Raw genomic sequence first — 24110 nt, 5'->3', positions numbered from 1 at the left:
TCCCGGACGCGACCACCGGCCCGCGAGACGTGGCCCTTACGATGGGACGCATGACCGCTTCGTCTGGCCGCCGTGTCCTGCTCGCCGCCCCCCGGGGCTACTGCGCGGGCGTCGACCGCGCCGTGATCGCCGTCGAGAAGGCCCTGGAGCAGTACGGGGCCCCCGTCTACGTCCGGCACGAGATCGTGCACAACAAGTACGTCGTGCAGACCCTGGAGAAGAAGGGCGCCGTCTTCGTCGAACAGACGGAGGAGGTCCCCCCGGGCAACATCGTCATGTTCTCCGCGCACGGTGTGGCCCCCGTGGTCCACGAGGAGGCCGAGCGCGGCCGGCTCGCCACCATCGACGCGACCTGCCCACTGGTCACCAAGGTGCACAAGGAAGCGGTCCGGTTCGCCCAGGAGGACTACGACATCCTCCTGATCGGGCACGAGGGTCACGAGGAGGTCATCGGCACCTCCGGCGAGGCGCCCGACCACATCCAGCTCGTCGACGGTCCCGAAGACGTCGCCAAGGTCGAGGTCCGTGATCCGTCGAAGGTCGTCTGGCTCTCCCAGACCACGCTCTCGGTCGACGAGACCATGGAGACCGTCGACGCGCTCAAGGACAAGTTCCCCCAGCTGATCTCCCCGCCCAGCGACGACATCTGCTACGCCACGCAGAACCGTCAGCTCGCGGTCAAGCAGATGGGCGACGAGGCGGACCTGGTGATCGTGGTCGGCTCGCGCAACTCCTCGAACTCCAAGCGGCTCGTCGAGGTCGCCAAGCTCGCCGGTGCCCGCGCGGCCTATCTGGTGGACTTCGCCGACGAGATCGACGAGGCCTGGCTGGAGGGCGTCTCCACGGTCGGCGTGACCTCGGGTGCGTCGGTGCCGGAGGTGCTGGTCGAGCAGGTCCTGGAATGGCTCGCGCGGCGCGGCTTCGAGGACGTCGAGATCGTCAAGGCCGCCGAGGAGTCCATCATCTTCTCGCTGCCGAAGGAGCTGCGCCGCGACCTGCGCGAGGAGGCGGCGGAGCTGGTGGCGGAGCGCGGTGGCACCGGATCGGGCGGGCCGGGGGCGGATTCCGCGCGGTGACCCTGTGAGGGCTTTTCGAGGGTGGCGGAATCCGGTTCGGTGACTGTCCGCCGTTCGGCATAACGTAGGTTCATGCAGATCTTCGGTGTGGACATCGGTGGTTCCGGGATCAAGGGTGCTCCGGTCGACCTGGACAAGGGGGACCTGGCGCAGGAGCGCTACAAAGTGCTCACCCCGCACCCGTCCACGCCGGACGCGGTGGCCGACGGCGTCAAGGAGGTCGTCGGCCATTTCGGCTGGACCGGACCGGTCGGGGTCGCCTTCCCCGGTGTGGTCACCGACGGCACCACGGTCCGTTCGGCGGCCAACGTCGACAAGAGCTGGGTCGACACCGACGCGCGCATGCTGCTCGGCGACCGCCTCGGCGGCATGCCCGTGACGGTGGTCAACGACGCGGACGCGGCGGGCCTCGCCGAGGTGCACTTCGGCGCCGGCCGGGGCCGCCGGGGCACGGTCGTCCTGCTGACCTTCGGCACGGGTATCGGCAGCGCCGTGTTCGTGGACGGCGTCCTCGTCCCCAACACGGAGCTCGGCCATCTGGAGCTGCACGGCCACGAGGCGGAGAAGCGGGCCTCCAGCAAGGCCAAGGAGGACAACGGCCTGACGTGGGAGCACTGGGCGCGCCGGGTGCAGAAGTACCTGGCCCATGTGGAGATGCTGTTCTCGCCGGAGCTGATCGTCATCGGCGGCGGCGTCAGCCGCAAGTCCGACAAGTTCCTGCACCACATCCACGGCATCAAGGCCGAGGTCGTCCCGGCGCAGCTGCAGAACAACGCGGGCATCGTCGGGGCGGCGATGCGGGCGGCCACGGGTATGTGACGCGACGCCCGACGGATCGGACCCGGAGTCGGCTCCGGACCTGGGAGCGGATCAGGCCCGGAGCCGGCTCCGAGCGGCGGCGGCCCGGCGGTTGATCACGCGGATCATGCGCATCCTCCGGCCGAGCACGATCGCACCGGCGACGAGGGTGCCCCCGTACAGCCAGCCGGCCTGGGTGGCGAGGCCGGTCACCATGCCCATCAGCCAGCCGCCGCTCCCGCCGTCGTCGACCATCGGAAGCAGTCCCAGAGCGAAGGCGATCGGGACGATCACGGGAGCGGTGAGCAGGTCCCCCTCGCGCACCCACAGCGCCGTCAGCACGCACACCGGCAGGAACAGAACGCCGTACACGGTCTGGACCTCCCCGAACAGCAGCGCGACGAGGAACCCGAGCGTCAGCATCACGAACCCGCAGAACAGACTTCCGCCCAGCCCGGTGAGCCGGAGGTTCGGCAGGTGCCGGGCGGCAGGGAGAGCGGGCCGCCGCACCAGGGCCAGGCCCGGCACCGGGCGAGTGGTGGGCCGGGCGGACCGCGCGACCCCACCCCCGGGTGCCCGCCCCGCCTGCGGGGGCAGCGGCGGCCGGGGCCTGTCGCGTCGCGGTCCGTACCGGGTGGGTCGCGTCCTGTGTTGCTCCACTGGACCAACTTAGGTCTGTTTATGTGCTGAATAGCCCGTCAGACACGCCGGAAAGCGGAGGCTGTCCATACGTTCGACAGGTCACCGGGGCGGGGACGGGCACGCCGTAGACTGGTGGATCGGCCCACGCAGCCCAGTCGTCGGGTCCTCGTCCCCCACCTCACGTACGGGAAGTCGCAACGTGTCGCTCACGATCGGAATCGTCGGTCTGCCGAATGTCGGCAAGTCGACTCTGTTCAACGCCCTGACCAAGAACGACGTGCTGGCGGCCAACTACCCGTTCGCCACCATCGAGCCGAACGTCGGCGTGGTCGGCGTCCCCGACGCCCGCCTGACCAAGCTCGCGGAGATCTTCGGCTCCCAGCGGATCCTCCCGGCGACGGTCGACTTCGTCGACATCGCGGGCATCGTGCGCGGCGCCAGCGAGGGTGAGGGACTCGGCAACAAGTTCCTGGCGAACATCCGCGAGTCCGACGCGATCTGCCAGGTCATCCGCGCCTTCAAGGACGAGAACGTCGTCCACGTCGACGGCAAGGTCTCGCCGAAGGACGACATCGAGACGATCAACACCGAGCTGATCCTCGCCGACCTGCAGACCATCGAGAAGGTCCTGCCGCGCCTGCAGAAGGAGTCGCGGATCAAGAAGGACATCGCGCCCAAGGTCAAGGCGGTCGAGGAGGCCAAGGAGATCCTGGAGAAGGGCGACACGCTCTTCGCGCACGGCATCCTCCAGGGCAGCGAGCGCGCCGAACCCCTGCACGACCTGCACCTGCTCACCACCAAGCCCTTCCTCTACGTCTTCAACGTCGACGAGGACGAGCTGACCGACGAGGACTTCAAGAACGAGCAGCGCGCCCTGGTCGCCCCCGCCGAGGCGATCTTCCTCAACGCCAAGCTGGAAGCGGACCTCGCCGAACTGGACGAGGAGGACGCCATGGAGCTCCTGGAGTCGGTCGGCGCCGAGGAGCCCGGTCTCGCCACCCTCGCCCGCGTCGGCTTTAACACCCTCGGCCTGCAGACGTACCTCACGGCCGGCCCGAAGGAGTCCCGCGCCTGGACCGTCAAGCGCGGCGCCACCGCCCCCGAGGCCGCCGGAGTCATCCACACCGACTTCCAGAAGGGCTTCATCAAGGCCGAGGTCATCTCCTTCGCCGACCTCGTCGAAACCGGCTCGGTCGCCGAGGCCCGCGCCAAGGGCAGGGCCCGCATGGAGGGCAAGGACTACGTCATGCGTGACGGCGACGTGGTGGAGTTCCGCTTCAACGTCTGACGCGTGATTCCTTGATTGGCCGGAAGCGCTGGTCAGGGTAGGAAGTGCCAGGTCAGGGGCCAGGCCTTAGGATCTGGCCCCTTCCTGTTTTCCCTGGCTGATTCCGGCCTTTTCCGGGGAGCGTGCTGGCTTGGTGCTGACCCGCCGGCAGGGTGCCGACAGGAGGCCACGGGAGGTCAGACTGTGCGAACGACGGGGGCGGGCCTGATGTCCTGGGCGTCGATGAGGGCGTGGATGTCGTCCGGGTCGGAGGTCCAGATGACGGCGCCGAGGGTGGCCGCCATGACGACGACGGTGGCGTCGACGATGTCGGCGGTGCCGGCCTTGCCGCAGAGGATGCCCGCGGTCTTGGCGGTTTCGAGCCCCACGGGAACGACGTCGCACCCGGCGAGGAACTTGCCGAGTCGGACCTGGCGCCGGGAGTCCCGCCAGGCCTGACTGACGACGACGGAAGGGACATGGATGTCCCGGCCGTCTTCGAGCGCCAGGCTGTGGCGGACCCACATGCGCCGGTCGTCGTTGTCGATGGCGATGAGCGCACCGGCGTCGTAGAGGTACGGGATGTTCACGCGGCCGGGGCCCCTGTACCGCTGAGGTGTTCCGCGTCGGCATCGGCCATGTCGGCGCGGGCGGCGGCGAGCTCCTCCGGAGTGAAGGCGCCGTGTTCTGCCTGCCATTCCCTTATCACGGCTCGTCCGGCTCGCAGTCGCAGCTCGCGCTCGGCGGCCCCTGCGACGAGACGGGAGAGCGGGATGCCTTCCTCCTCGGCGGCGCTCGCCAGGGCTTCGACCAGGGATTCGTCGAGAGTGATGGTGACCTTCTTGCTAGCCATACAAGCACCATAGTGCGATATGGCTGTCGTGTGGGCGGCCTTTCTGTCGCAAGGAGGCTCAGGGCGCGGGGTCACCTCTCCAGGTGCAGGTCGGTGTGGTCGATCCGGGCGGGGGCGACGGAGATGTTGTCGCCGATCGGGGCTTCGTCGGCCTCCAGCAGAGACCGCGTGCGGGCCTCTTCGGCCAGGTGCTCCCAGGGCGCGGTCCAGTCGAGTTCCCGGTCCGGGCCGGTGTCGGAGATGCCGTAGGTACGACCGGCGTCCACCCGCCAGAACTGCGAGTGGAGGGTCCCCTGGGCGTGGGGCGAGGTCGCTGGTGATCTCGGTGAGGTGGGCCGAGGCAGGCCGGGGCGTCATCCGCGGCGGGGATCGCCCACCTCCTCGAAGGCCTCGATGGCGGTCAGTCGACCGAAGCCGCCCAGGTCAGGTAGCCCGTTGATGATGGTGGGGATGGCGTCGGAGCCGATCCAGATCAAGTGTGCAGGTCAAAAAGGGTCGGGCTCCGGCGGATCCGGCCCCTTCTGTGTTCCCGTGCCGATTCGGTGCTGTCTCCGCCAAAGCGGATCAAGTCCATGTCGGGGCTGCTCAGGTGCCGTAGACGGTGGAGCGATGCCCGACGTGTACGACCCATACCACCAGCTCGCCATTGTCGATCGTGTAGATCACGCGGTAGTCGCCCACCCGCAGGCGGCGCCGGTCGGGCTGGGAGACGAGGGCTGTGGTGTTGAGCCCCAGCGGGTCGCTCTCCAGCTCGGTCAGCTTGGCCAGGATGCGAAGGGCCATATCTCGTGGGATCTTCCGGAGCTCGGCCTGCGCTTCGGGGTGGAAGACGGTGCGGTATTCACTCACTGCGCGCCAGCGTCTCCTTCATGACGTCCTCGATCGGGACGCCGGGCGAGGGATTGGCCATGCGCTCGTCGATGATCCGGTTGATCTCGCGTTCTTCCCACTCCTGGTACTTGCGCAGAACCTCGATGGATACGACGGCGGCGACCTGCTTTCCCCGTCGGGTGATCACGGTGGGCACGTCGTCGCGATCGGCGCGATCCACGACCTCGGCCAGGTGTGTGCGCACGTCGCGGATGGACTCTATGGGCAGCGGCTGGGTCATGTGCCCGAGTGTACCGAGTGTGCCATGTGTACGCAATGGTGCCCGCACGGGCGGGGCCTTCTCGTTGCGGCGGCCGGGCGGGCAGGAGGGCGCACTGGGTAAATCCCGACCGCGCTGGACCTGTGCTGGATGAGGTTTCCCCGCCGTACGGGAGGTGCTGATCTCTTCCCCCTTCCGGCGGCACGCCGGCGCAGGGACGACAGTGCTTGGAGGGCAGCTCTTGGAGAATCTGGCGCCCCTTCCGCCTTGGGCGGATCCGACTTCGAGTGCGCGGCGGGGGCGGGCCTCGCCGGCCTGGCTCAGGGGTGAGCGGATACGGGTGTGGGCGTACTGGGGGGTGGACGGACGGGTCGCCGTTCAGCGAGACCCGGACCGCACAGCCGTGTCAGGTCCTCGGGGTCGGAAGTGAGGACCGTGGACGGTTGGGGCACGCTGCGGGCGATGGCGGCGGGAGTGGCGCCGATGACGTACTTGTGGCTGTGGAGACGGGTGCGAAGAAGAGCGGCCGCCCGGTCGGGTGTCGATCCTGCTGGCGATCGTGAGTCTTCGAGCGTGAATGGCTCCCGTGGGCTCGGAACGATCCGCAGCGCACCGCGAACGTCCGTCGGGGCCCGGTGTGGGCGGTGGGAGGATGCGGGGAGGGCGAGGGAAGGGCGGGAAGCGTGGGGCGGGGCGAGCGGGACACGGTCGCGAGGGGAGCGCGACTGTACGAGGCGGCGCAGGCGGTGGTCGGTGACCATGGCAGGGCCGTCGAGGCGGTACGGGCGGCACTGGAGCCGATCCACGACGCGGCGGTGCAGCGGGAACTCGACGCCATCCCCGTCGCCCGGCTGCAGGACGTCACCGAAGGACGTCTGCGGCTGGGGAACGTCGAGAAGAGCGGACTGCGCACGGTGGGCCGTGTTCTCGAAGCGGGCCCCTACCGGTTGCGGCAGATTCCCGGTGTCGGGCAGCGCACCGTCGACCAGATGCTCGCCGCCGCCCGCCGGCTTTCCGAGGCCGCGCACGAGACCGTGGCCGTCCACATCGACGTGGACCGGCCGGAACCGAGCACCACCGCGCTCGTCACGGCCTTGCGCGTATTGGTGGAGGCCGGCCCGGACGCCCGGCGCGCCGTCGACAAGGCCGCCGCCCTGTCGGAGCGGCTCGGTCCGTTGCTGGCCGATGCCAGGCCCGCCGCCGGGCGTCTCCGGATGCTCATGGCGGGCCGGGAGAAGAGGGCTCGCGCGCTGGCCGCGGTCACCGAGATCCGGGTGCTGGTGGACGAGGAGGAGCAGGCGGGCCTGCCCGGGCTGCTCGCCCAGACTTCGGTGGACCTGCTGCGGGGGTCCTCGTCCGACGTCGCGGCCTGGGTGGACTTCGAGCTCCACTCGGCCGAGTACTACAGCCTGCTCGCCGAGATCTCCGGGCGGCTGCCCGACGCGGCCGCCGCCGAGGGGTTCCTGCCCGACGAGATCGCCGAGCGGGTACGGACCCAGCATCTCGACGACTCCCGTCGGCGGGTCTCCCTGCGCGGTTACCAGGCGTTCGGCGCGCGGTTCGCCCTTGCGCAACGCAAGGTGATACTCGGCGACGAGATGGGTCTCGGCAAGACCATCCAGGCGATTGCCGTGCTGGCACATCTGGCCGCCGAGGGGCAGAGTCACTTCATGGTCGTCTGCCCGGCGAGCGTCCTCGTGAACTGGACCCGGGAGATCGAGGCCCGCAGCACCCTGCGCGCCATGGTGCTCCACGGTCCCGATCGGCACGACGCGTTCGCCGACTGGAAGGGGCGGGGCGGGGTCGGGGTGACCACGTTCGACGCACTGCGGGGATTTCCCGCGCCGGGGGGTGGAGAAGTCGGCCTGCTCGTGGTCGACGAGGCGCACTCCGTGAAGAACCCGAAGGCCAAGCGGTCCCAGGCAGTCGCCCTGTGGGTGGAGCATTGCGAGCGCACCCTCTTCATGACCGGAACCCCGATGGAGAACAGGGTCGAGGAGTTCCGCAACTTGGTCCGGATGCTCGACGGCGACATCGCGGAATCCTTGGGCGAACGGGACGCGCCGACCGGATCGGTCGCCTTCCGCAAGGCCGTCGCCCCGGTCTACCTGCGACGCAACCAGGAGGATGTGCTGACGGAACTGCCGAGTCTCCAGCAGACCGACGAGTGGGAGGAGCTGAGCGCTTCGGACGAGGAGGCATACCGGGAGGCCGTGCGCGCCGGCAACTTCATGGCGATGCGCAGGGCCGCGTACATGCGCCCCGAGAAGTCGGCCAAGCTGGACCGGCTCCGGGAGATCGTTCAGGAGGCCGGTGAGAACGAGCAGAAGACGGTGGTCTTCTCCCACTTCAAAGATGTCCTGGGCGTGGTGAAGGAGGAACTCGCCGCAGGACCCGCTGACGGCACTCCGGTGTTCGGTCCGCTCACCGGAAGCGTCCCGGCCGGACGGCGACAGCAGATCGTCGACGACTTCGCCGGTGTCTCGGGTCCCGCGGTGCTCCTGGCGCAGATCCAGGCAGCGGGCGTCGGCCTCAACATGCAGGCCGCCTCGGTCGTCATCATCTGCGAACCCCAGATCAAGCCGACCCTCGAGCACCAGGCGGTGGCCCGGGCCCACCGCATGGGCCAGGTCAGGCCGGTCTGCGTGCACCGTATCCTCGCCACCGGGGGAGTGGACGAACGCGTGGTGAAGATGCTGGAGAACAAGACCCGCCTGTTCGATGCCTACGCTCGCCGCAGCGCCGTGGCCGAAGCCACCCCGGACGCGGTCGACGTCTCGGACACCGAGCTGGCGCGCCGGATCGTCGAGGAGGAACAGGCACGCCTGGGCATGATCGACGGGAGGCCCCCGGCACCCGAGTGAGCGACAGGGAAAGCGGCGGCTCACCGGCCCGGTCGTCGACGGGCCGTCCGCCGGCTGACGCCGTCGTTGATCAAGTTCATCGCCCGGGGGCACTGTGCCGCGTCGAAAGGGTGCGGGGAGCCGGGGTGAGTCGGTGAGGACCGGGGGCGGGTGTCCTGTGCTGCGCCGGGGTACTCGCGCCGGCAAGGGGGGCGGGGTGTTGCCGACGCGCGGGCCGGCCCACGTCGGCGGCCGGGAGAGGGCGGACGCGGAACGGGAGGAAGATCGGTTGGCAGCGTGGTTTCGAAGGGCGGCTCGCTGGCTGGGGTGGGAGCTCGCCGCGGTGGGCCGTTCCGCCCGCTCCGCGCTGAGGTGTCCGGGCCCGGAGCGGGACACCATGGTGCAGTCGCTCAAGGCTGCCGGCGCGGCAATCCTCGCCTGGGCGCTGACCGGATGGTGGCTCGAAGCGCCGATGGCCTTGATGGCGCCCTGGACCGCCATCGTGCTGGTGGCCAGTACCGTCTACCGGTCGGTGCGCTCGGGGGTGCAGCAGTTCGCCATCATCGTGGTGGGCACGGTGTGGGCCTCGGCGGCATTGGCCGTCACGGGAGGTTCCACCCTGGGCGCGATGGCAGTCACCCTGCCGTTCCTGGTGCTGATCGGCAACTACCGCCGACTGGGCAGCCAAGGCATCTACGGCGCCACCACGGCTTTGTTCGTCATCACCTACGGCGCGTCCACGGCGGGAGATGTCGGCCACCGGCTGCTCGAGACGCTGATCGGTGCCGTGGTCGGTGTCGCGGTCAACGCGTTCGTTCTGCCGCCGGTACATCTGCGCAGTGTGTGGGAGAACCTTCATGCGCTGGCCCATCGCAGCGGGGAGCTACTGGCCTCGGTGGCCGAGGGACTCCGTGGGGAAGACGGGCTTTCGGATGCCGGAGAGTGGCACGACCGGGCCTGGCGGCTGGGCGGGACGGTGCAGGCCTTGGCCGACGCCAGGCAGTGGACGTCGGAGAGCTACCGGTTCAACCCCGGGCGGCGGATGCGCCGCAACGGTCCCGCGCTGCCCCCGGCCGATGTGGACGTGGCCTGGCAGCGGATCAGCGGCCATCTCGTCGCCCTCACCCGCACCCTTGAGAGCGCGGCCGGGGACGAGCCGCGCCTGGTGGTCCCCTCCTCCGCGTACCTGGCCCGCTGTGCCGAGGTGCTGGGGCAGGCGGCGACCGTGTGTCGCGTGGACGCGGAAGTCCTGGAGGAGTCCGGGCGGCCTCCCTCCGCATCATCCGCATCGCTCCGGGCCCGGCGGGATGCCGCACTGGAAGAGGCGCTGGCTGCCCACGAGGCCTTGACCAAGGAAATTCAGCAGGAAGAAGGGGCGGCGGTCGCCACGGGTGGCGAACTCGCCGTCGAGACCCGCCAGCTTCTGAGCGAGCTGGTGAACCTGGCTGACGGCCATCGGAGGTGACTCCCACCACGGGTGTCGGCCGGAGGCGCGTGGACACGACGCGCCGGCCTTTCCCGGGCGGGCTCAGCCGACGTACCTGCGCGCGGACGAACCGGACCGGGCCCGCTCCAACAGGGCGATCCGTGCCTCCAGCCCGGGGGGCACGGGGTCGCGCTGGGCCAGGACCCAGGGCAGCCCGGAGGCCGCGCGCAGCACGGCCCGTACGGAGGCCATGTCGCGGGGGACCGTGCGCAGCAGGTGACCGGTGCGCAGGAGGGCGGGCACGACCGGGCGGCGCAACCAGGTGAACCACAGGGTGTTCCGCACCCCGAGCATCCGGCGCTCCGTGGCGTTGCGGGCCGTGGAGGCGGCGTGGTGGATCGTCAGGTCCTCCGCGTAGCAGAGCCACCAGCCCCGTCGCTGGAGGTCGGTGGCGAGCAGTTCCTCCTCGCCGCCGAGCCACAGCCCGGGATGGAATCCGCCGGCGGACAGGAAGGCGTCGGTGCGCATGACGGTCGCGGCGGCGAGGAACGAGCCGAGCGCGGGGCCCGGCAGCCAGTCGGGGCCCGGCAGCGGCGACTCCCGCAGTTCCGCGACCACCGGGTCCTCCGTCCCGGACGGCTCCACCACGATGCGGGCGGTGACCGCCGCGAGCCGGGGCCGCGTGTCGAGGAGGGTGGCCGCGCGCCGCAGGGAACCCGGCTCCCACCAGGTGTCGTCGTCGCAGAACGCCACGTAGGGAGTGGCGGCGCGTCGTACCGCGACGTTGCGGCCGACCGCTCCGAGGTTGCGGCCGGGCCGCAGCAGCGTGACCTCGGGATGGCGGGCCGCCACGGCCCGCGCCGTGCCGTCCGTCGAGCCGTTGTCCGTGACGATCACGGGCGGGCGCTCCGGAAGGCGGGCCAGTTCTCCGAGGGTCCTGAGCAGTTCGTCCCTGCGGTTGTGGGTGATCACCACCACGGTGGTGCGCCGGTCGGGCTGCTCCCTGCCGCCGTTCATCGATCCGTGCCTCCTCCCGTCCGGTCCAGCACCCGCGCCGCCCGCTCCGTGACGTCCGGCAGCGGTCTGCGGGCCGCGAGCGCGGCCGGGAGTCTCCGCAGGGTGCCCGCCAGGGCGCGCGCGGCGACCCGGTCGCCTCTCGCCGCGTCCACCGCGAGCGTCGAGGTCCGGGCGAGGGCGAACGGGACCGGCCGGCGCAGCCACGCGGTCAGCGTGGCGTTGCGCAGGACCAGAGGCGACCGGCCGGGACGCCCGTCCGGTGCCGGATGGTGGTGTGCCGTCACCGACGGTTCGTGCACCACGCCCCAGCCCGCGGCCGTCAGGTCGTAGGCGAGCAGGGTCTCCTCCGCGCCGAAGAACAGCACCGGGTGGTAGCCGCCCGCGTCGAGGAAGGCCCGTCTGCGCACGACGGCCGCGCAGCCCAGGAAGCCGAGTACCGGCCGCCCCGGCAGGTCGGCGGCCGGGGGCAGGGGTGAGCCGGCGAGGACGGCGTTGAGCGGGTCCTCGTCGTCGTCGGGACCCACGAGCGTCCGGGCGGACAGCAGTCCGAGCCGTGCGTGCGCGGAGAACAGGTCCGCGGCCGCGGAGAGCGCGCCCGGCGCCCACCAGGAGTCGTCGTCGCTGAACGCCACGTACGGCGTCGTGGCGTGGCGAACCGCCAGGTTGCGTCCCAGCGCCCCGAGGTTGCGGCCGGGGCCGAGCAGGGTGGCGCCGGCCGGGTGGGCGCGCACGGCGGCCGCGGTGCCGTCGGTCGAACCGTTGTCGACCACGACGACCGGCGGACGCTCGGGCAGGCCGGCCAGCCGGTCGAGGGTACGGAGCAGGCTCGCCCTGCGGTTGCGTGTGATCACCGCGACGGTGACGTCAGCCGACGGCATGCCGTACCCCCTGCCTGGACGTGTCCGCCAACCGGGCCGCCGCTTCGAAGACCCCGGTGGCGCGGATGCGCAGCAGCAGGCGGTCCGGGCGGGAGGCGTGGGGGTCGCCCGGCGGACCCGGGTGCCAGAGGGCGACGTGCCGGTCCCCGGGCGGCGGACCCCACAGGGCCGGTGACACCGGACCGAACAGGGTCACCGACGGGGTGCCGAGGGCGACGGCGAGATGCGCCGGCCCCGTGTCGCCGCTGACCAGCACGGAGGCGCCGGCGACGAGTGCCGCGAACGCGTGGTGGGGCAGCCCGCCGGAGTACACGTCCTCGGCGTCCAGGCCCGTGCGGGCCGCGAGGTGGGCGAGGAGCCGGTCCTCCGCGGGGCCGCCGGTGAGGACCACGCGCAGGCCGCGTGCCCGCAGTCGGCCGATCACCTCCGCGTACCGGTCGGAGGGCCAGCGGCGGGCGGCCGACTCCGCGCCCGGGTGCACGACGACGGCCCCCGACGCGGGCGAGGGACCCTCGGGGGGCGGCACGCGCACGTCGTCGGGGGCGGCGTCGATGCCGTAAGCGTGGAGGAAGCGGCACCAGCGGGCCCGTTCGTGCTCGTCGGCGCGCCAGGCCGGGGTTTGTGGCGAGGGCTCGGCGAAGGCGAGGAGCCGCCGTGGGGACAGCGCGGCCAGGGCGTCCCGGCTGGCGGGCCCGTTGCCGTGCAGGTCCACGGCGAGATCGGGCCGGGGACCGGTCCAGTGCGAGAGGTCGGGGACCGCCCGGCCGGGGGCGTACGTGGGCAGGACCGTGTCCACGGTTCCGGTCGCCAGCGCCGCGTCCCGCAGGGCCGGCGGGAGCGCGAGGACCGACTCGTGTTCCGGGAAGGCCCGGCGGAGCGCCTTTAGCGCCGGGACCCCCGCGAGGAGGTCACCGAGGCCGAGGGCGCGCAGCACCAGCAGCCGCGGCCGCGGGCCCGCCCCCGCCCGCCCCCGCCGTGAACGGGGTCCCGCCCACTACCGTCCCGGTCGGTCACCGGTGCGCCGCCGGTCCGCCCGCCGCCGGTCCGCCCGTGGCCGGTCCGCCCGCCGACGTCCCGCGCGGTCGTCTGTCCGCTGCTGTTCCGGTGGGGCGCCGGTGTGCTGTCGTCCCGGCCGCCACCGCCGCGCACGGGATCCCGACCCCCGCCGTCCCACGCGGTCACCGGCGCGCCGCCCGGGTGGCCAGGGTGGTGGTCGAGCGGCCGTCCAGGTAGGGGAGCAGCACCACTTCGCCGCCCCAGCTCCTGACGAGCTCGGCCTCCGGCAGGTCCGCGGCGCCGTAGTCGCCGCCCTTGGCCCAGATGTGCGGGCGCAGCCGGGAGAGGAGCCTTTCCGGGGTGTCCTCGTCGAACACCTCCACCGCGTCGACGCAGCCGAGCGCACGCAGCACCCGCGCCCGGTCGGCGACGGGCACGAGGGGGCGGCCCGGCCCTTCGAGCCGGCGCACCGACTCGTCCGAATTGAGACACACCACCAGGCAGTCACCGCTGCGGCGGGCCGCCTCCAGCAGCGCGACATGACCGGCGTGCAGCAGGTCGAAGCAGCCGCCCGTCGCCACGACCGTGCCGCCTTCCGCCCGGACGCCTTCCACCAGATCACGGGCCGCGGCCGGACGCTCGGGCCAGGCCCCCAGCGCCTCCGCACCGCCCGCGGCGACATAGCGGGTCGCGGCGGCCACCGCGACCCGCACCGCGTCCTCCGGCAACGCACCGTCCGCGAGCTGCCCGGCCGCGCTCGCCGCGAAGCGGTCGCCCGCACCGCACGCGTCACCGGCGGCCCGCTTCGGAGGGGGCACCAGCAAAGGCGTACCGCCGTGCGACAGCAGGGCTCCGCGCTCACCGAGCGTCACCGCGACCGAGGTGACACCCCACCGGCGCACCAGGTCGCGCGCGTTCGCCGTCGGCCCGTCACCGTCCGCGAACGTCCGGGCCTCGGCCGCCGAGGGCGTCGCCAGCCGGGTGCCGGCCACCGGCGCGCCGCCGCGTGGATGCGGATCCCATACCAGCGGCACGCGTGCCGCCGCGGCCGTCAGCGCCGTGCGCAGGACGTCCGCCGTGCCCCGCCCGTAGTCGGAGACCAGTACGGTCCCGGCCGCCGCGAGTGCCTCCTCCGCCTGTGGCGACGAGGCCGCCGCCCTGCCGTCGCCCTCGTCGAGGCGCAGCAACGCCCGCCCCTCGGCCATGATCCGCGTCTTCTTCGACAGGCTCCCCGACAGGGGCAGCTCGACCAGGTGCAGGCGGCCCCGCACCAGGGCGCGCACCCGGTCGCTCGCCTCGTCGGAACCGAGCGCCGTCACCAGGGTGACGTCCCGTCCGTCCGAGGCCGCCAGGTACGCGGCGAGTGCGGCGCCGCCGGGCCGCGCCGTCGTGCGGGCGCCGCTCACCACCGGCACGGGGGCGTCGGGCGCGAGGCGCTCCGCGCGGCCCGCCACGTCCAGGTCGAGGAGCGCGTCACCGACCACCACGAGGCCGTTCACGGTGCCACCGCCGCGTCGAAGGCCTCGCAGAGCATGTGGACCGCCACCAGGTGCATCTCCTGCACCGTCGCCGCCGGGGCGTCCACACACAGCACCTCGTCGCTCGCCGCGGCGAGGGGGTTCGGCGCGGGCCCGGACAGGGACCACACGTCCATGCCGATGCGGCGCGCCTCGTCGGCCGCCGCGATCAGGTTCGCGCTGGCGCCACTGGTCGACAGCAGCATCAGTACGTCCCCGGGCCTGCCGTGCGCGCAGGTCTGACGGGCGAAGACCTCCTGCACCCCGTAGTCGTTGGCGATGGCCGTGGTCGCCGACGTGTCGGCGTGCAGCGCGATCGCCGAGTACGCCGCCCGGTCGTCGCGGTAGCGGCCCACCAGCTCGGCCGTCAGGTGCTGGGCCTGGGCGGCGCTGCCGCCGTTGCCCGCGGCCAGCAGCCGGCCGCCCCCGCCGAGCCGGGCGGCGAGCTCGGCGCCCCAGCGGTTCACGAGGTCGGTCGAGGGCCCGAAGCGCCTCAGCGCCCGCATCAGGTCCTCGCAGTGCGTACTGACGTGCGTGGGTGAGGTCTTCATCGTGCGGCTCCCGTCAACGAGGAAACGGAAGAGAGCTGGGCGTAGACCCGCGACACGCCCTCGGCGACGCGGTCCCAGGTGTAGCGGGCCAGCACCCGCTCCCGCCCGGCCGCGCCGAGCCGTGCCAGCAGGGCCGGATCGTCGAGCAGCGACCGGACGACGGCGGCGAGGTCGTACCCCTCGTCCGTCGGTACCAGCGCGCCGGTGACCCCCGGCACGACGGTGTCGAGCTGGCCGCCGACCGCGGTCGCCACGACCGGCGTACGGCACGCCATGGCCTCGATCGGGACGATCCCGAACGGCTCGTAGTGCGGCAGCGAGAGCACCAGGTCCGCACTGGACATCAGGCGCGGCATCTCCTCCCGGGAGACGCAGCCCAGCAGCCGCACCCGGTCCGCCACACCGCACTCCTCCGCGACCTTGCGCAGTCGCTCGGCCTCCGGGTCGGCGAACAGCAGCCCCTCCTCGGGACCGCCCGCGACGAGCAGTTCCGCCTCCGGGACGTGCGCCAGCGCGCGGATGGCGCGGTCGAACCCCTTGCGGGGCACCAGCCGCCCGACGGACAGCAGCCTGCGCGGCGCCGGGGCTCCGCGCGCCGCGCCCGGCATCGCGGTGAAGTGGTCGGTGTCGACCCCGCACGGCACCACGGAGACCTGACGCCGGGGCACCCCCATGGCCCGCAGCTCCGTGACCTCGTCGGCGCAGGTGGCGAGCACTCTGGCCGCCTCCCTGCCGACGGACCTCTCGATACCGAGGCGTTCCGGGGGGCTGGTGTCGTCGACGCCCTGGTGACGGCGCTTCACCGTGCCGAGGGCGTGGAACGTCTGCACGACCGGTATCCCCAGAGGGCGGGCCCCCGCCAGGGCCGCCATGCCGGACATCCAGAAGTGCGCGTGCACCACGTCCGGCGGATCCAGGGCCCAGCTCCGGCCCAGGAAATCCCCGAAGGAGGGCATGTGTGCGAGCAACTCGTCCTTGGGCACGCGGGCGGGCGGGCCTGCCGGTACGTGCACCACCTGGTAGCCGTCCGCGGTCCGTATGCGGTCCGGCAGGTCGGGGGAGTCCCGCCGGGTGTACACGGTCACCCGGTGGCCGCGGCGGGCGAGCCGCCCCGCCAACTCCGCCACGTAGACGTTCTGGCCGCCGGCGTCCGGGCCACCGAGCGCGGCGAGCGGACTCGCGTGCTCGGAGACCATGGCGATACGGCCCGGCGCGGTGCGGGTGTTCGGGCTCCTCGTCCTCATCGCGTGACCTCCTTGATCAGCAGTTCCCAGTCGTGCAGGAAGCGCGGCAGGCCGTAGCGTGCCCGCGCCGCCGCCCTGGCCCGCAGCCCCGTCTCGCGGGCCGCCGCGTGGTCCTCGGCGAAGCGGCGTACGGCGTCCTCCAGGACGTCGAACCGGTTGGACACCACACCGGCGTCCTCCGGCACCGCTTCCCGTGCCTCGGTGGTGTCCAGAGCGACGACCGGCAGGCCGAGGAACATGGCCTCCAGCAGCGAGAGGCCGAGCGAGGTCCACCGCACGGGATGCAGGTAGAGGCGGCAGCGGGCCATCGCCGCGTGCAGTTCGTGCTGGGGCAGGTCACGGGTGCGGCAGCGGTCGGCCGGGAGCCCCAGGTGGTCCGCGAGTCCGTCGGTGGCCATGCCGAAGACGGTGAGGGGGACCCGTTTCGCGAACCGGGGCAGCAGGTCGGTGCCGGTCGTACGGCCTCTGCGTACCGGCTCGTTGACGACGACGGCGGCCGTCGGCTCCTCTCCCGTCCAGCGGTGGCCGGGGTCGACGATGCCGTGCTCCACCACGGCGGTGGGCGCGCGCCCGCAGTCCCACATCAGCCGGTTGAAGTGGGTGACGTGCACCACGGGGATGTCGTCCCGGTCGGCGAGCGGGTGCCGGGTGTCCACCGCGGTGCCGGCGGGGCTGTTGTGTTCCAGGTACAGGGCGGGGACGTCGGTGCCGGGGCGGCGGCCCGTCCACCGCCGTACCAGGTCGGCCTCGTGCGGCCGTTGCAGGACCACGAGGTCGACGGGGCAGCGCCGCAGCTGCTCCGGGGCGACCTCGCGCACCGAGGCCGGCCAGTCCCAGGTGCGCGCCCTGCCGAGCCCGTCGGGCCCGCGGTCGGGGGTGACCGGCACCAGATAGGTGTGGGGTCCCTGGACGAAGGACGTGGTCCACGAACCGTGCACGTGCCACAGCAGGATGTTCACAGGTGCTCCTTCGTCAGCTTCTGCACGGCGCGCACGACGTCGTCCGCCGTCACCTGGCCCAGACACGGGTGACCGGGCACGGGGCAGTGGAGGGCTCGGCTGTCCGCGCAGGGGGCGTCCTGGTCGCCGAGCAGGACGGTCGGGACACCGTACGGAGCCCACCGCTCGGCGGGGACCACCGGCGAGAACAGCGAGACGACGGGTGTGCCGACCGCTGCGGCCAGGTGCGCGGGCCCCGTGTTGCCGCACACCACGGCGTCCGCCGAACGCAGCACCCCGGCGAGTGCGCGCGGGTCGGTCCTGCCCCCAGATCGACCCCGGCCGTCCCGCTGACCTGCCGCGTCAGTGCGCGCTCGCCGGGCCCGCCGGTCACCACGACCCGGTGGCCCGCGTCGGCGAGCCGGGCGACCGCCTGCGCACACCGGTCCGCCCCCCAGGTCCGTGCGGGCGCGCTGGCACCCGGATGCAGCACGACATAGGGGCCGTTGCCCGTGAGCGCGGCCGTGTCCGGGCCCGGCACCAGGCGCAGCAGGCCGTTGTCCGACGGGGGAGGGGGAAGCCGAGGGCGGCGGCCGTGTCCAGTGCCGCCGCGACCTCGTGGCGGCCGGGCAGCCGGTGGTGCCGCACGTCCAGCAACGTGCCCGCGTGGTCGACGGAGTCGGCGCCGATCGTCCGTACGTGCGCCAGACGCAGCAGCAGCGCCGTGGGCAGCGGGCTCTGGTGAAAGGACGTCAGCACCAGTGCGGTGTCGTACGCGTGCTCCCGCAGGCGCCGCAGGAGTCCCTCCGTGTCGGCCCCGTCCACCGTGGGCGGGCTGAACCCCTCCCACGGCGCCTCCCACACCACGACGTCGTCGACGCCGGGAAGGAGACGTGCCGCGGGCTCACCGCGGGGCGAGCACAGCATGTCGACCCGGTCGGCGCGCGCCGCGACGGCCCGTACGGCCGGCCCCGCGAGGAGCACGTCGCCGAAGCTGTCGAGTCGTACGACCAGTGCCCTCATCGCGACCACTTCCCGTCGCGCAGCGCTCGCACGGCGCTCAGGAGGTCGGGGAAGGCGTGCTCGGCCGCCTCGACCTCCTCGCGCCGGGTCACCCGGTTGGGGACGAGGACGCCGTGCGCGCCCGCGGCCCGCGCGGCCTCGACGTCGGCGCCGATGTCCCCGATCAGCACACAGGACTCCGGGGCGACCCCGAACCGGTCGGCCGCCTCCAGCAGGAGGCCGGGCCGCGGCTTGCGGCAGGTACACCCCGCGTCCGGCGCGTGCGGGCACACCGCCCACACGTCGAAGGCGCCGAACAGCTGGTCGACCCGGTCGTTGACCCGCCGGACCTGGTCGGCCGTCACCAGGCCGCGCCCGATCCCGGACTGGTTGGTGACGACGGCCGTGCGGAGGCCGGCCGCCCGGACGAGGGCCACGGCCTCCCGGGCGCCCGCCAGCGGCCGCACCCGCTCCGGAACACCGTTGTAGGGCACGTCCTCGACGAGCGTCCCGTCGCGGTCGAACAGCACGGCGGTCACGGCGTTCACCGGTCGGCCCGCCCGTGGATGACCAGACCGGTGAGCCAGTGCCGCACGGCGAGGGGCGGGATGGCCACGCTCGTCGCCAGCATGGTGGCCACCTCGTCCGCCGTACGGGGTCCCGGCGCGATCCTCGCGGCGGCGAACTCGGCGGTACCGGCGGCCCACAGGGCCGCCGCCGCGGCGGCGGGGCGCCGCCGTCCGGCCAACCCGAGCGCGAGCGCGGCCGCACCCGCCGCCGTCACCATGAGATGCCGAGGCAGTCTGCCCCTCGGCGCCCGGGCCCGGGCCCACCAGCCGGGTCCGTGCAGCCGGGTCATGAGGACGTCGTCCGCGTTGCCGCGCTGGGCCCGCACCGACACCCAACGGTCCACCGGACGCACCGGGTGACGGGTGACGCGGGTTCCGCGCCGCAGCTCCCAGCCCGCGTCCAGGACCCGCAGCGCGAGGTCGGCGTCCTCGCGGAACGCCCGGCGGAAACGGGGGTCGAAACCGCCGACGGCCTCCAACGCCTCCCGGCGGTAGGCCATGTCCGCGGTCGCCCAGGCCGCCTCCTGGAGACCCGCCGTGCCGCGCTCCCAGTCGGTGGGCCGGCGGTCCGCGGGCAGCGGAACGACCAGCCGGCCCTGGACACCACCGACCCGGGGGCCCGCGCCGGAGAGGTCGGCGACGAGACGCCGCGCCCACTCGGGGGTGACCCGGACGTCGTCGTCGAGGAACACCACCCAGGGGGCGGTCACCGTCCGGTACCCCGCGTTGCGCGCGGCGGCCGGGCCCCGCCCACCGCTCACCACGCGGCGCACCGGCAGCCGCTCCGCCGCCCCGAGAGCCAACTCCCCGTTCGGGCCGGGCCGGTCGTCGACCACCACGACCTCGCTCGGCCGGGGCCCCTCGGCGTCCGCGAGCGCCGTGAGGCAGTCGGCGAGGCATGGTCGGCCCACGGTCGGGATCACCACCGCGTAGGAGACGTCCATCAGGCGAACACCGCCTTCCTGCGCACGGCGAACGGACCGAGCGCCAGCAGGTCGACGGGCGCGGAACCGAAGCACTCCAGGGCGTCCCGCGGATCGTCGACCATGGGCCGGCCCGCCGTGTTCAGACTCGTGTTGACGACGACGGGCAGGCCCGTACGCCGTTCGAAGTACTCGATCATCCGGGCCACCAGAGGCTCCGCGGCCCGGTCCACCGTCTGGATACGGGCCGTGCCGTCCACGTGGACCACGGCCGGGATCCGGTCACGCCACTCACGCGCCACCTCGTGCACGAACAGCATGTACGGACTCGGCAGCGGACCGTCGAACAGCTCTCCCGCGCGCTCCGCCAGCACCATGGGCGCCACGGGACGGAACTCCTCCCGCCCCTTCACGGCGTTGAGCCGTTCCAGGTTCTCCGACCGCCCGGGATGCGCGAGCAGGGAACGGTGCCCGAGCGCCCGCGGCCCGTACTCGGAACGGCCCTGGAACCAGGCGACCACCCCGTCCGCCGCCAAGGTCTCCGCCACGGTCTCCGCGATGTCCGCCGGCTCCTCGTACGGTACGGCCGCGCGCTCCAGCCACGCCCGGAGCTCGTCGTCGCTCCAGCCGCGCCCGAGGGCCGGCGTGTCCATCTGCCACGTGGGCTCCTTCTCGCGCGCGACGTGGAGCGCCGCGCCGAGGGCCGTGCCCGCGTCCCCCGCGGCCGGCTGCACCCAGAGCCGGGAGAAAGGGCCCTCCCGGTGCAGGCGGCTGTTGGCGACGCAGTTCAGCGCCACACCGCCGGCCAGGGTGAGCACCTCCTCGCCGTCGGTGCGCGCGTGCAGCCACCGGGCGAGGTCCAGGACGAGGTCCTCCAGGCATGCCTGCGCGCTCGCCGCGAGGTCCGCGTGCTCCCGCGTCCAGGGAGCGCCGGGCTCCCGTCGCGGCGCCAGCGCGGCCCAGTCCACCGGCCGGGCGGTGAACCCGCCGTCGCCGTTGCCGTGCACGGCCTCCCGCAGCGCGTCCGCGTGGCGGGGGACGCCGTACGAGGCCAGGGCCATCACCTTGAACTCGTCGCTGCTGCGCAAAAAGCCCAGATGGTCCGTGAGGTCCTCATAGAACAGGCCCGCGGAATGGGGGAGTTCCTGGGTGGCGAGCACGGTCAGCTCCCGGTCGACGTACCGGCCCGCCAGGTGCGAGGCGCACTCTCCGCGTCCGTCGAGGACCAGCACCGCGCAGTCGGGGTACGGGGAGGCCGGTCCCGCGGAGGCCGCGTGTGCCACGTGGTGCGGCACGAAGCGGACCTTCGCCGGGTTCAGACCGGGAAGCGCCTCGGCGAGGAAGTCGGGGGCGCGCCGGGCGTAGTCCTGGCGGAGCGGGTCGAACGGGTCGTCCAGCCCCATGTCGGCAGCCGGGCGGGCCAGCGCGGGGTCGTACGAGTACGCGACGGCGTCGAGGTCGGCGGGGGCGAGACCCGCCCGGCGCAGGCACCAGCGGGCGGACTGTTCGGGCAGTTCCCAGGCGGAGAAGGGAACCGGGCGCTTGCCGTGCTTGCGGCGGCTGAAGCGTTCCTCCTCCGCCGCGGCGACAGTACGGCCGTCGATCACCAGAGCGGCGGCGGGGTCGTGGAAGAGGGCGTTGATTCCGAGAACTCGCACAACGTTCCTTTCACGTTCAGGAGGTGCGGCGCGCTCCCGCGACCGTCGGCGTCTCGAAGTGGGCGATCGTCCGCTTGATCCCTTCCGGCCAGGGCACATGGGGCTCCCAGCCGAACAGTTCGCGGACGAGCGTGGTGTCGGGGCGGCGGCGTGCGGGGTCGTCCACCGGCCGCTCCACGAAGGTCAGCCGCGACCGCGAACCCGTCAGCTCGATCACCCGTTCCGCGATCTCGCGGACGGTGACCTCGTCCGTGCCGCCGATGTTGACGGGCCGCACCGATCGGCTTGCCGCGACGAGCAGGATGCCCTCCACGGTGTCGTCCACGTAGCACAGGGACCGCGTCTGGCTGCCGTCGCCCGCGACGGTCAGGGGCTCGCCCGCCAGCGCCTGGCAGACGAAGGTCGGCACGGCCCGCCCGTCGTGGGCGCGCATCCGGGGGCCGTACGTGTTGAACAGCCGCACGATCCCGGCGTCCGTGCCCTTGGCGCCGGCGTGCGCGGTGACCAGGGCCTCGGCGAAGCGCTTGGACTCGTCGTACACACTGCGCGGCCCCACCGGGTTCACGTTGCCCCAGTAGTCCTCGCGCTGGGGATGCACCAGCGGGTCTCCGTACACCTCGGACGTGGAGGCGAGCAGCAGACGCGCACCGTCCCGGTGGGCGAGGGCGAGGGCGTTGCGGGTGCCCGCGCTGCCGACGTCCAGTGTCTCCAGCGGAAGGCGCAGGTAGTCGGCGGGCGAGGCGGGGCAGGCGAAGTGCAGCACGAGGCCGTAGGGGCCGTCGCCCAGGGCGTTCAGCCATTCGGGTGCCGAGACGTCATGGCGTACGAGGCGGAAGCCGGCCCGGTCGTCGAGATGCGCGATGTTGGCCTCCGCGCCCGAGGCGAAGTTGTCGACGCAGACGACCTCGACACCCAGGTCGAGAAGCCGTTCGCACAGGTGCGAGCCGAGGAAACCGGCGCCACCGGTCACCACGGCCCTGCGCCACGGTGCGGTACTCGTGCTCGTGCTCATGCAGGCGACCCTTCCTGTACGGCGCATGCGTGAGGAGAGGCAGACAGTGATTGCTCACGCTGCGTCATTGACTGAAAGCGCACTACCGGGCCTCGCGGGAGCCGAACGGCTGGTTTCTCCGACGCGGGCCGGGATCCGATGCAGTTTGCGGTCGGCGGCGTGCGGCCGCACGACGGTGCGCACCGTCCGCTTTCCCGGTGGCCCGTCGCTCCGGCGGCTCCGCCACTTGTCCGGACGGGCCCGGCGACCGTGCCAGTAGCGTTCACGAAGTGACGTCTACTGACGGACGACTGCTGGGTACCCGGCACTCGTCGGCTCACACGTCCTTCCGAGGAGACGCCCCATGCGTGAGGCCATTCCCCGGCTGCTGGCCGCACTTCACGTGCGGGAAGGCAGCGCGCGCCGTATCCTTCTGACCGGCTGGTTCAGCTTCCCCGACGGGGAGGTCACGGCCGGCGACGCCCTCGCCTGCCGCCGGGTCGAGGCCGCCCTGGACGCGGCGGGCCTCGCCCACGACACGGCGTGGAGCCCCGGGTTCGCCCCCTCGGCGCTCTCCCTGACCCAGGCCGACCCCGCCGACTACGACACCTTGGTCTTCGTCTGCGGCCCCCTGCACGGCACTCAGTTGGAGCGACTGCACGCCCGCTACCGCGGCTGCCGCCGGATCGCGGTGGGCGTGAGCGTCATCGACCCCCGCTCTCCGGCGGTCACCGGCTTCGACCTGGTGCTGGCCAGGGACGGGGCACGGGCACCTGCGGAGCCCGACCTGGCGGCGACGGCGCCGCTGCGGGCCCTGCCGCCTCTCGCGGGCCTGGTCCTCACCTTCGGGCAGGGGGAGTACGGCGCCCGGCGCCGCCACGACGCGCTGGGCGAGGGCCTCACCCGGTGGCTGTCCGGCCGGGACTGCGGGCGGATCGAGGCCGACACGCGGCTCGCCACCGGAGACTGGCGGCACGCTTCGACCGCCGAACAGTACCTCGCGATCGTCTCGCGACTGGACGTCGTCGTCACCACGCGCCTGCACGGTCTGGTGCTGGCGCTCAGGGCGGGGACTCCCGTCCTCGCCGTCGACCCGGTCGACGGCGGTGCGAAGGTGACGGCGCAGGCGCGGGCCCTGCGCTGGCCGGCGCTCCTCGCCGCGGACCGGGCGGCGCCCGGCGAACTCGACCGCTGGTGGGAGTGGTGCCTGTCACCGCGGGGGACGGCGGCGGCCCGGCGGCGCGCACGCCTGATGGAGCGGGCCGCCGAACGGGCGGCAGCGGGCGCCGGGCACCCGCCCGCACCGGAGCGGTGAGACGGGCGCACGGCGCCCGCGGGGCCACGGGACGACCGTGCCGGTCCGTTCCGGCGTACGCGGTCAGCGCCCGACGGCCTTGCGCAGTTGTTGCTTGTTCATGGACGAGCGGCCTTCGATGTTCTTCTTCTTCGCCTCTTCGTAGAGCTGGTCCCTCGTGGGGCCCTGCGCACCCTTGTGGGAACGCTCTCCACCACGCTGCGAAGCGGACTTCGGGTCCCGCGTGGAGACCTTGCCCGGGTTCTCGGCCTCGCCCGCACGCGCACGCTCCTTGTTCACCGTGCGCGCGGCGATCTCCTTCGCACGCTCCTCCGACCTGCCGCGCTTCTCAGCGCTCTCCTTGATGTGCTCGTACTGCCGCTCTCGCTTGGCGTTCGACCCGGACGGCATGACGCGTCTCCTCTGTCTCACCTGGACGTCACACAGGAACTGACGCTCTGCGGGTACCCGCAGCCCGCGGCATGCCACACCGTGCCGCGGACGTTAACCACAGCTCGCCAGGGGCACTCGTCCGCG

General features: G+C 72.9%; 25 protein-coding genes and 2 pseudogenes. 6 read left to right on the top strand and 21 right to left on the bottom strand.

The window, feature by feature from the left end:
- The first annotated feature begins 41 nt into the window (after positions 1 to 41).
- Both WJ438_RS15120 and ppgK read left to right on the top strand, forming a co-directional pair.
- On the top strand, positions 42 to 1076 hold the full coding sequence (locus WJ438_RS15120) for a 4-hydroxy-3-methylbut-2-enyl diphosphate reductase (RefSeq protein ID WP_406725713.1): 1035 nt from the start codon (positions 42 to 44) through the stop codon (positions 1074 to 1076).
- Positions 1077 to 1148: 72 nt separating this feature from the next.
- On the top strand, positions 1149 to 1895 hold the full coding sequence (ppgK, locus tag WJ438_RS15115; protein WP_406725712.1) for a polyphosphate--glucose phosphotransferase: 747 nt from the start codon (positions 1149 to 1151) through the stop codon (positions 1893 to 1895).
- 51 nt (positions 1896 to 1946) lie between these two features.
- Here the strand turns inward: ppgK and WJ438_RS15110 are convergent, their stop codons facing one another.
- On the bottom strand, positions 1947 to 2402 hold the full coding sequence (locus WJ438_RS15110) for a DUF6542 domain-containing protein (protein WP_406725711.1): 456 nt from the start codon (positions 2400 to 2402) through the stop codon (positions 1947 to 1949).
- 313 nt (positions 2403 to 2715) lie between these two features.
- Between WJ438_RS15110 and ychF the strand changes: the two genes are divergently transcribed.
- Complete coding sequence (gene ychF / locus WJ438_RS15105; RefSeq protein ID WP_406725710.1) at positions 2716 to 3804, top strand: redox-regulated ATPase YchF; 1089 nt, start codon at positions 2716 to 2718, stop codon at positions 3802 to 3804.
- A gap of 176 nt (positions 3805 to 3980) precedes the next feature.
- Here the strand turns inward: ychF and WJ438_RS15100 are convergent, their stop codons facing one another.
- From WJ438_RS15100 to WJ438_RS15070, 7 genes and pseudogenes are all read right to left on the bottom strand, one after another.
- Positions 3981 to 4373 (bottom strand): twitching motility protein PilT, encoded by a 393-nt coding sequence (locus tag WJ438_RS15100; RefSeq protein ID WP_406725709.1) that lies wholly within the window; start codon positions 4371 to 4373, stop codon positions 3981 to 3983.
- The gene (locus tag WJ438_RS15095) at positions 4370 to 4636 is read right to left on the bottom strand and encodes a hypothetical protein (RefSeq protein ID WP_406725708.1); all 267 of its coding nucleotides are present in this window, start codon (positions 4634 to 4636) and stop codon (positions 4370 to 4372) included. Before WJ438_RS15095 ends, WJ438_RS15100 begins: the two co-directional genes overlap by 4 nt.
- Before the next feature lie 71 nt (positions 4637 to 4707).
- Positions 4708 to 4902: a hypothetical protein gene (locus WJ438_RS15090; RefSeq protein WP_406725707.1), complete on the bottom strand. Its 195-nt coding sequence runs from the start codon at positions 4900 to 4902 to the stop codon at positions 4708 to 4710.
- Between the two features lie 87 nt (positions 4903 to 4989).
- A complete protein-coding gene (locus WJ438_RS15085) occupies positions 4990 to 5112 on the bottom strand; it encodes a hypothetical protein (protein ID WP_406725706.1) in 123 nt (40 codons plus the stop codon).
- A 109-nt stretch (positions 5113 to 5221) separates the two neighbouring features.
- Entirely contained in the window at positions 5222 to 5485 is a 264-nt protein-coding gene (locus tag WJ438_RS15080) for a type II toxin-antitoxin system RelE family toxin (RefSeq protein WP_406725705.1), read from the bottom strand.
- A complete protein-coding gene (locus WJ438_RS15075; protein ID WP_406725704.1) occupies positions 5478 to 5747 on the bottom strand; it encodes a type II toxin-antitoxin system Phd/YefM family antitoxin in 270 nt (89 codons plus the stop codon). The genes WJ438_RS15080 and WJ438_RS15075 overlap by 8 nt, the downstream gene beginning before the upstream one ends.
- Before the next feature lie 299 nt (positions 5748 to 6046).
- Positions 6047 to 6262: pseudogene (locus tag WJ438_RS15070) on the bottom strand (hypothetical protein); the annotation flags it as partial.
- Between the two features lie 147 nt (positions 6263 to 6409).
- On the opposite strand from WJ438_RS15070, the gene WJ438_RS15065 reads away from it, so the two are divergent.
- A complete protein-coding gene (locus WJ438_RS15065) occupies positions 6410 to 8590 on the top strand; it encodes a DEAD/DEAH box helicase (RefSeq protein ID WP_406725703.1) in 2181 nt (726 codons plus the stop codon).
- Positions 8591 to 8966: 376 nt separating this feature from the next.
- On the top strand, positions 8967 to 10034 hold the full coding sequence (locus tag WJ438_RS15060; RefSeq protein ID WP_406725702.1) for an aromatic acid exporter family protein: 1068 nt from the start codon (positions 8967 to 8969) through the stop codon (positions 10032 to 10034).
- A gap of 63 nt (positions 10035 to 10097) precedes the next feature.
- On the opposite strand, the gene WJ438_RS15055 is transcribed toward WJ438_RS15060, so the two are convergent.
- From WJ438_RS15055 to WJ438_RS15000, 12 genes and pseudogenes are all read right to left on the bottom strand, one after another.
- Positions 10098 to 11012 carry a glycosyltransferase family 2 protein gene (locus tag WJ438_RS15055; RefSeq protein ID WP_406725701.1) on the bottom strand — a complete coding sequence of 305 codons (915 nt, stop codon included), beginning with the start codon at positions 11010 to 11012 and terminating at the stop codon, positions 10098 to 10100.
- Positions 11009 to 11890 (bottom strand): glycosyltransferase family 2 protein, encoded by an 882-nt coding sequence (locus tag WJ438_RS15050; protein ID WP_406725700.1) that lies wholly within the window; start codon positions 11888 to 11890, stop codon positions 11009 to 11011. The genes WJ438_RS15055 and WJ438_RS15050 overlap by 4 nt, the downstream gene beginning before the upstream one ends.
- Positions 11877 to 12824, bottom strand: a complete 948-nt coding sequence (locus WJ438_RS15045; RefSeq protein ID WP_406725699.1) for a glycosyltransferase family 9 protein — start codon at positions 12822 to 12824, stop codon at positions 11877 to 11879. Before WJ438_RS15045 ends, WJ438_RS15050 begins: the two co-directional genes overlap by 14 nt.
- A gap of 244 nt (positions 12825 to 13068) precedes the next feature.
- Positions 13069 to 14385: a PfkB family carbohydrate kinase gene (locus tag WJ438_RS15040; protein WP_406725698.1), complete on the bottom strand. Its 1317-nt coding sequence runs from the start codon at positions 14383 to 14385 to the stop codon at positions 13069 to 13071.
- Positions 14382 to 14954 carry an SIS domain-containing protein gene (locus tag WJ438_RS15035; RefSeq protein WP_406725697.1) on the bottom strand — a complete coding sequence of 191 codons (573 nt, stop codon included), beginning with the start codon at positions 14952 to 14954 and terminating at the stop codon, positions 14382 to 14384. Before WJ438_RS15035 ends, WJ438_RS15040 begins: the two co-directional genes overlap by 4 nt.
- Positions 14951 to 16198 carry a glycosyltransferase gene (locus WJ438_RS15030; RefSeq protein WP_406725696.1) on the bottom strand — a complete coding sequence of 416 codons (1248 nt, stop codon included), beginning with the start codon at positions 16196 to 16198 and terminating at the stop codon, positions 14951 to 14953. The genes WJ438_RS15035 and WJ438_RS15030 overlap by 4 nt, the downstream gene beginning before the upstream one ends.
- Positions 16195 to 17157: a glycosyltransferase gene (locus tag WJ438_RS15025; RefSeq protein ID WP_406725695.1), complete on the bottom strand. Its 963-nt coding sequence runs from the start codon at positions 17155 to 17157 to the stop codon at positions 16195 to 16197. The genes WJ438_RS15030 and WJ438_RS15025 overlap by 4 nt, the downstream gene beginning before the upstream one ends.
- Positions 17154 to 18159: pseudogene (locus WJ438_RS15020) on the bottom strand (glycosyltransferase family 9 protein). Before WJ438_RS15020 ends, WJ438_RS15025 begins: the two are co-directional and overlap by 4 nt.
- On the bottom strand, positions 18156 to 18686 hold the full coding sequence (locus WJ438_RS15015) for a D-glycero-alpha-D-manno-heptose-1,7-bisphosphate 7-phosphatase (protein ID WP_406725694.1): 531 nt from the start codon (positions 18684 to 18686) through the stop codon (positions 18156 to 18158). Before WJ438_RS15015 ends, WJ438_RS15020 begins: the two are co-directional and overlap by 4 nt.
- The gene (locus tag WJ438_RS15010) at positions 18683 to 19651 is read right to left on the bottom strand and encodes a glycosyltransferase family 2 protein (RefSeq protein ID WP_406725693.1); all 969 of its coding nucleotides are present in this window, start codon (positions 19649 to 19651) and stop codon (positions 18683 to 18685) included. Before WJ438_RS15010 ends, WJ438_RS15015 begins: the two co-directional genes overlap by 4 nt.
- A complete protein-coding gene (locus WJ438_RS15005) occupies positions 19651 to 21288 on the bottom strand; it encodes a carbamoyltransferase (RefSeq protein WP_406725692.1) in 1638 nt (545 codons plus the stop codon). Before WJ438_RS15005 ends, WJ438_RS15010 begins: the two co-directional genes overlap by 1 nt.
- A 16-nt stretch (positions 21289 to 21304) precedes the next feature.
- On the bottom strand, positions 21305 to 22300 hold the full coding sequence (locus WJ438_RS15000) for an NAD-dependent epimerase/dehydratase family protein (protein ID WP_406725691.1): 996 nt from the start codon (positions 22298 to 22300) through the stop codon (positions 21305 to 21307).
- Positions 22301 to 22643: 343 nt separating this feature from the next.
- Between WJ438_RS15000 and WJ438_RS14995 the strand changes: the two genes are divergently transcribed.
- Positions 22644 to 23594 (top strand): polysaccharide pyruvyl transferase family protein, encoded by a 951-nt coding sequence (locus WJ438_RS14995; RefSeq protein ID WP_406725690.1) that lies wholly within the window; start codon positions 22644 to 22646, stop codon positions 23592 to 23594.
- 63 nt (positions 23595 to 23657) lie between these two features.
- Here the strand turns inward: WJ438_RS14995 and WJ438_RS14990 are convergent, their stop codons facing one another.
- Positions 23658 to 23984 carry a plasmid stabilization protein gene (locus WJ438_RS14990; RefSeq protein ID WP_406725689.1) on the bottom strand — a complete coding sequence of 109 codons (327 nt, stop codon included), beginning with the start codon at positions 23982 to 23984 and terminating at the stop codon, positions 23658 to 23660.
- Positions 23985 to 24110 lie beyond the last annotated feature (126 nt).

The sequence above is a fragment of the Streptomyces sp. GD-15H genome, assembly GCF_045291515.1.
In the GTDB taxonomy this organism is placed as follows: Bacteria; Actinomycetota; Actinomycetes; order Streptomycetales; family Streptomycetaceae; genus Streptomyces.
This window is presented reverse-complemented; position numbering and strand designations above follow the sequence as displayed.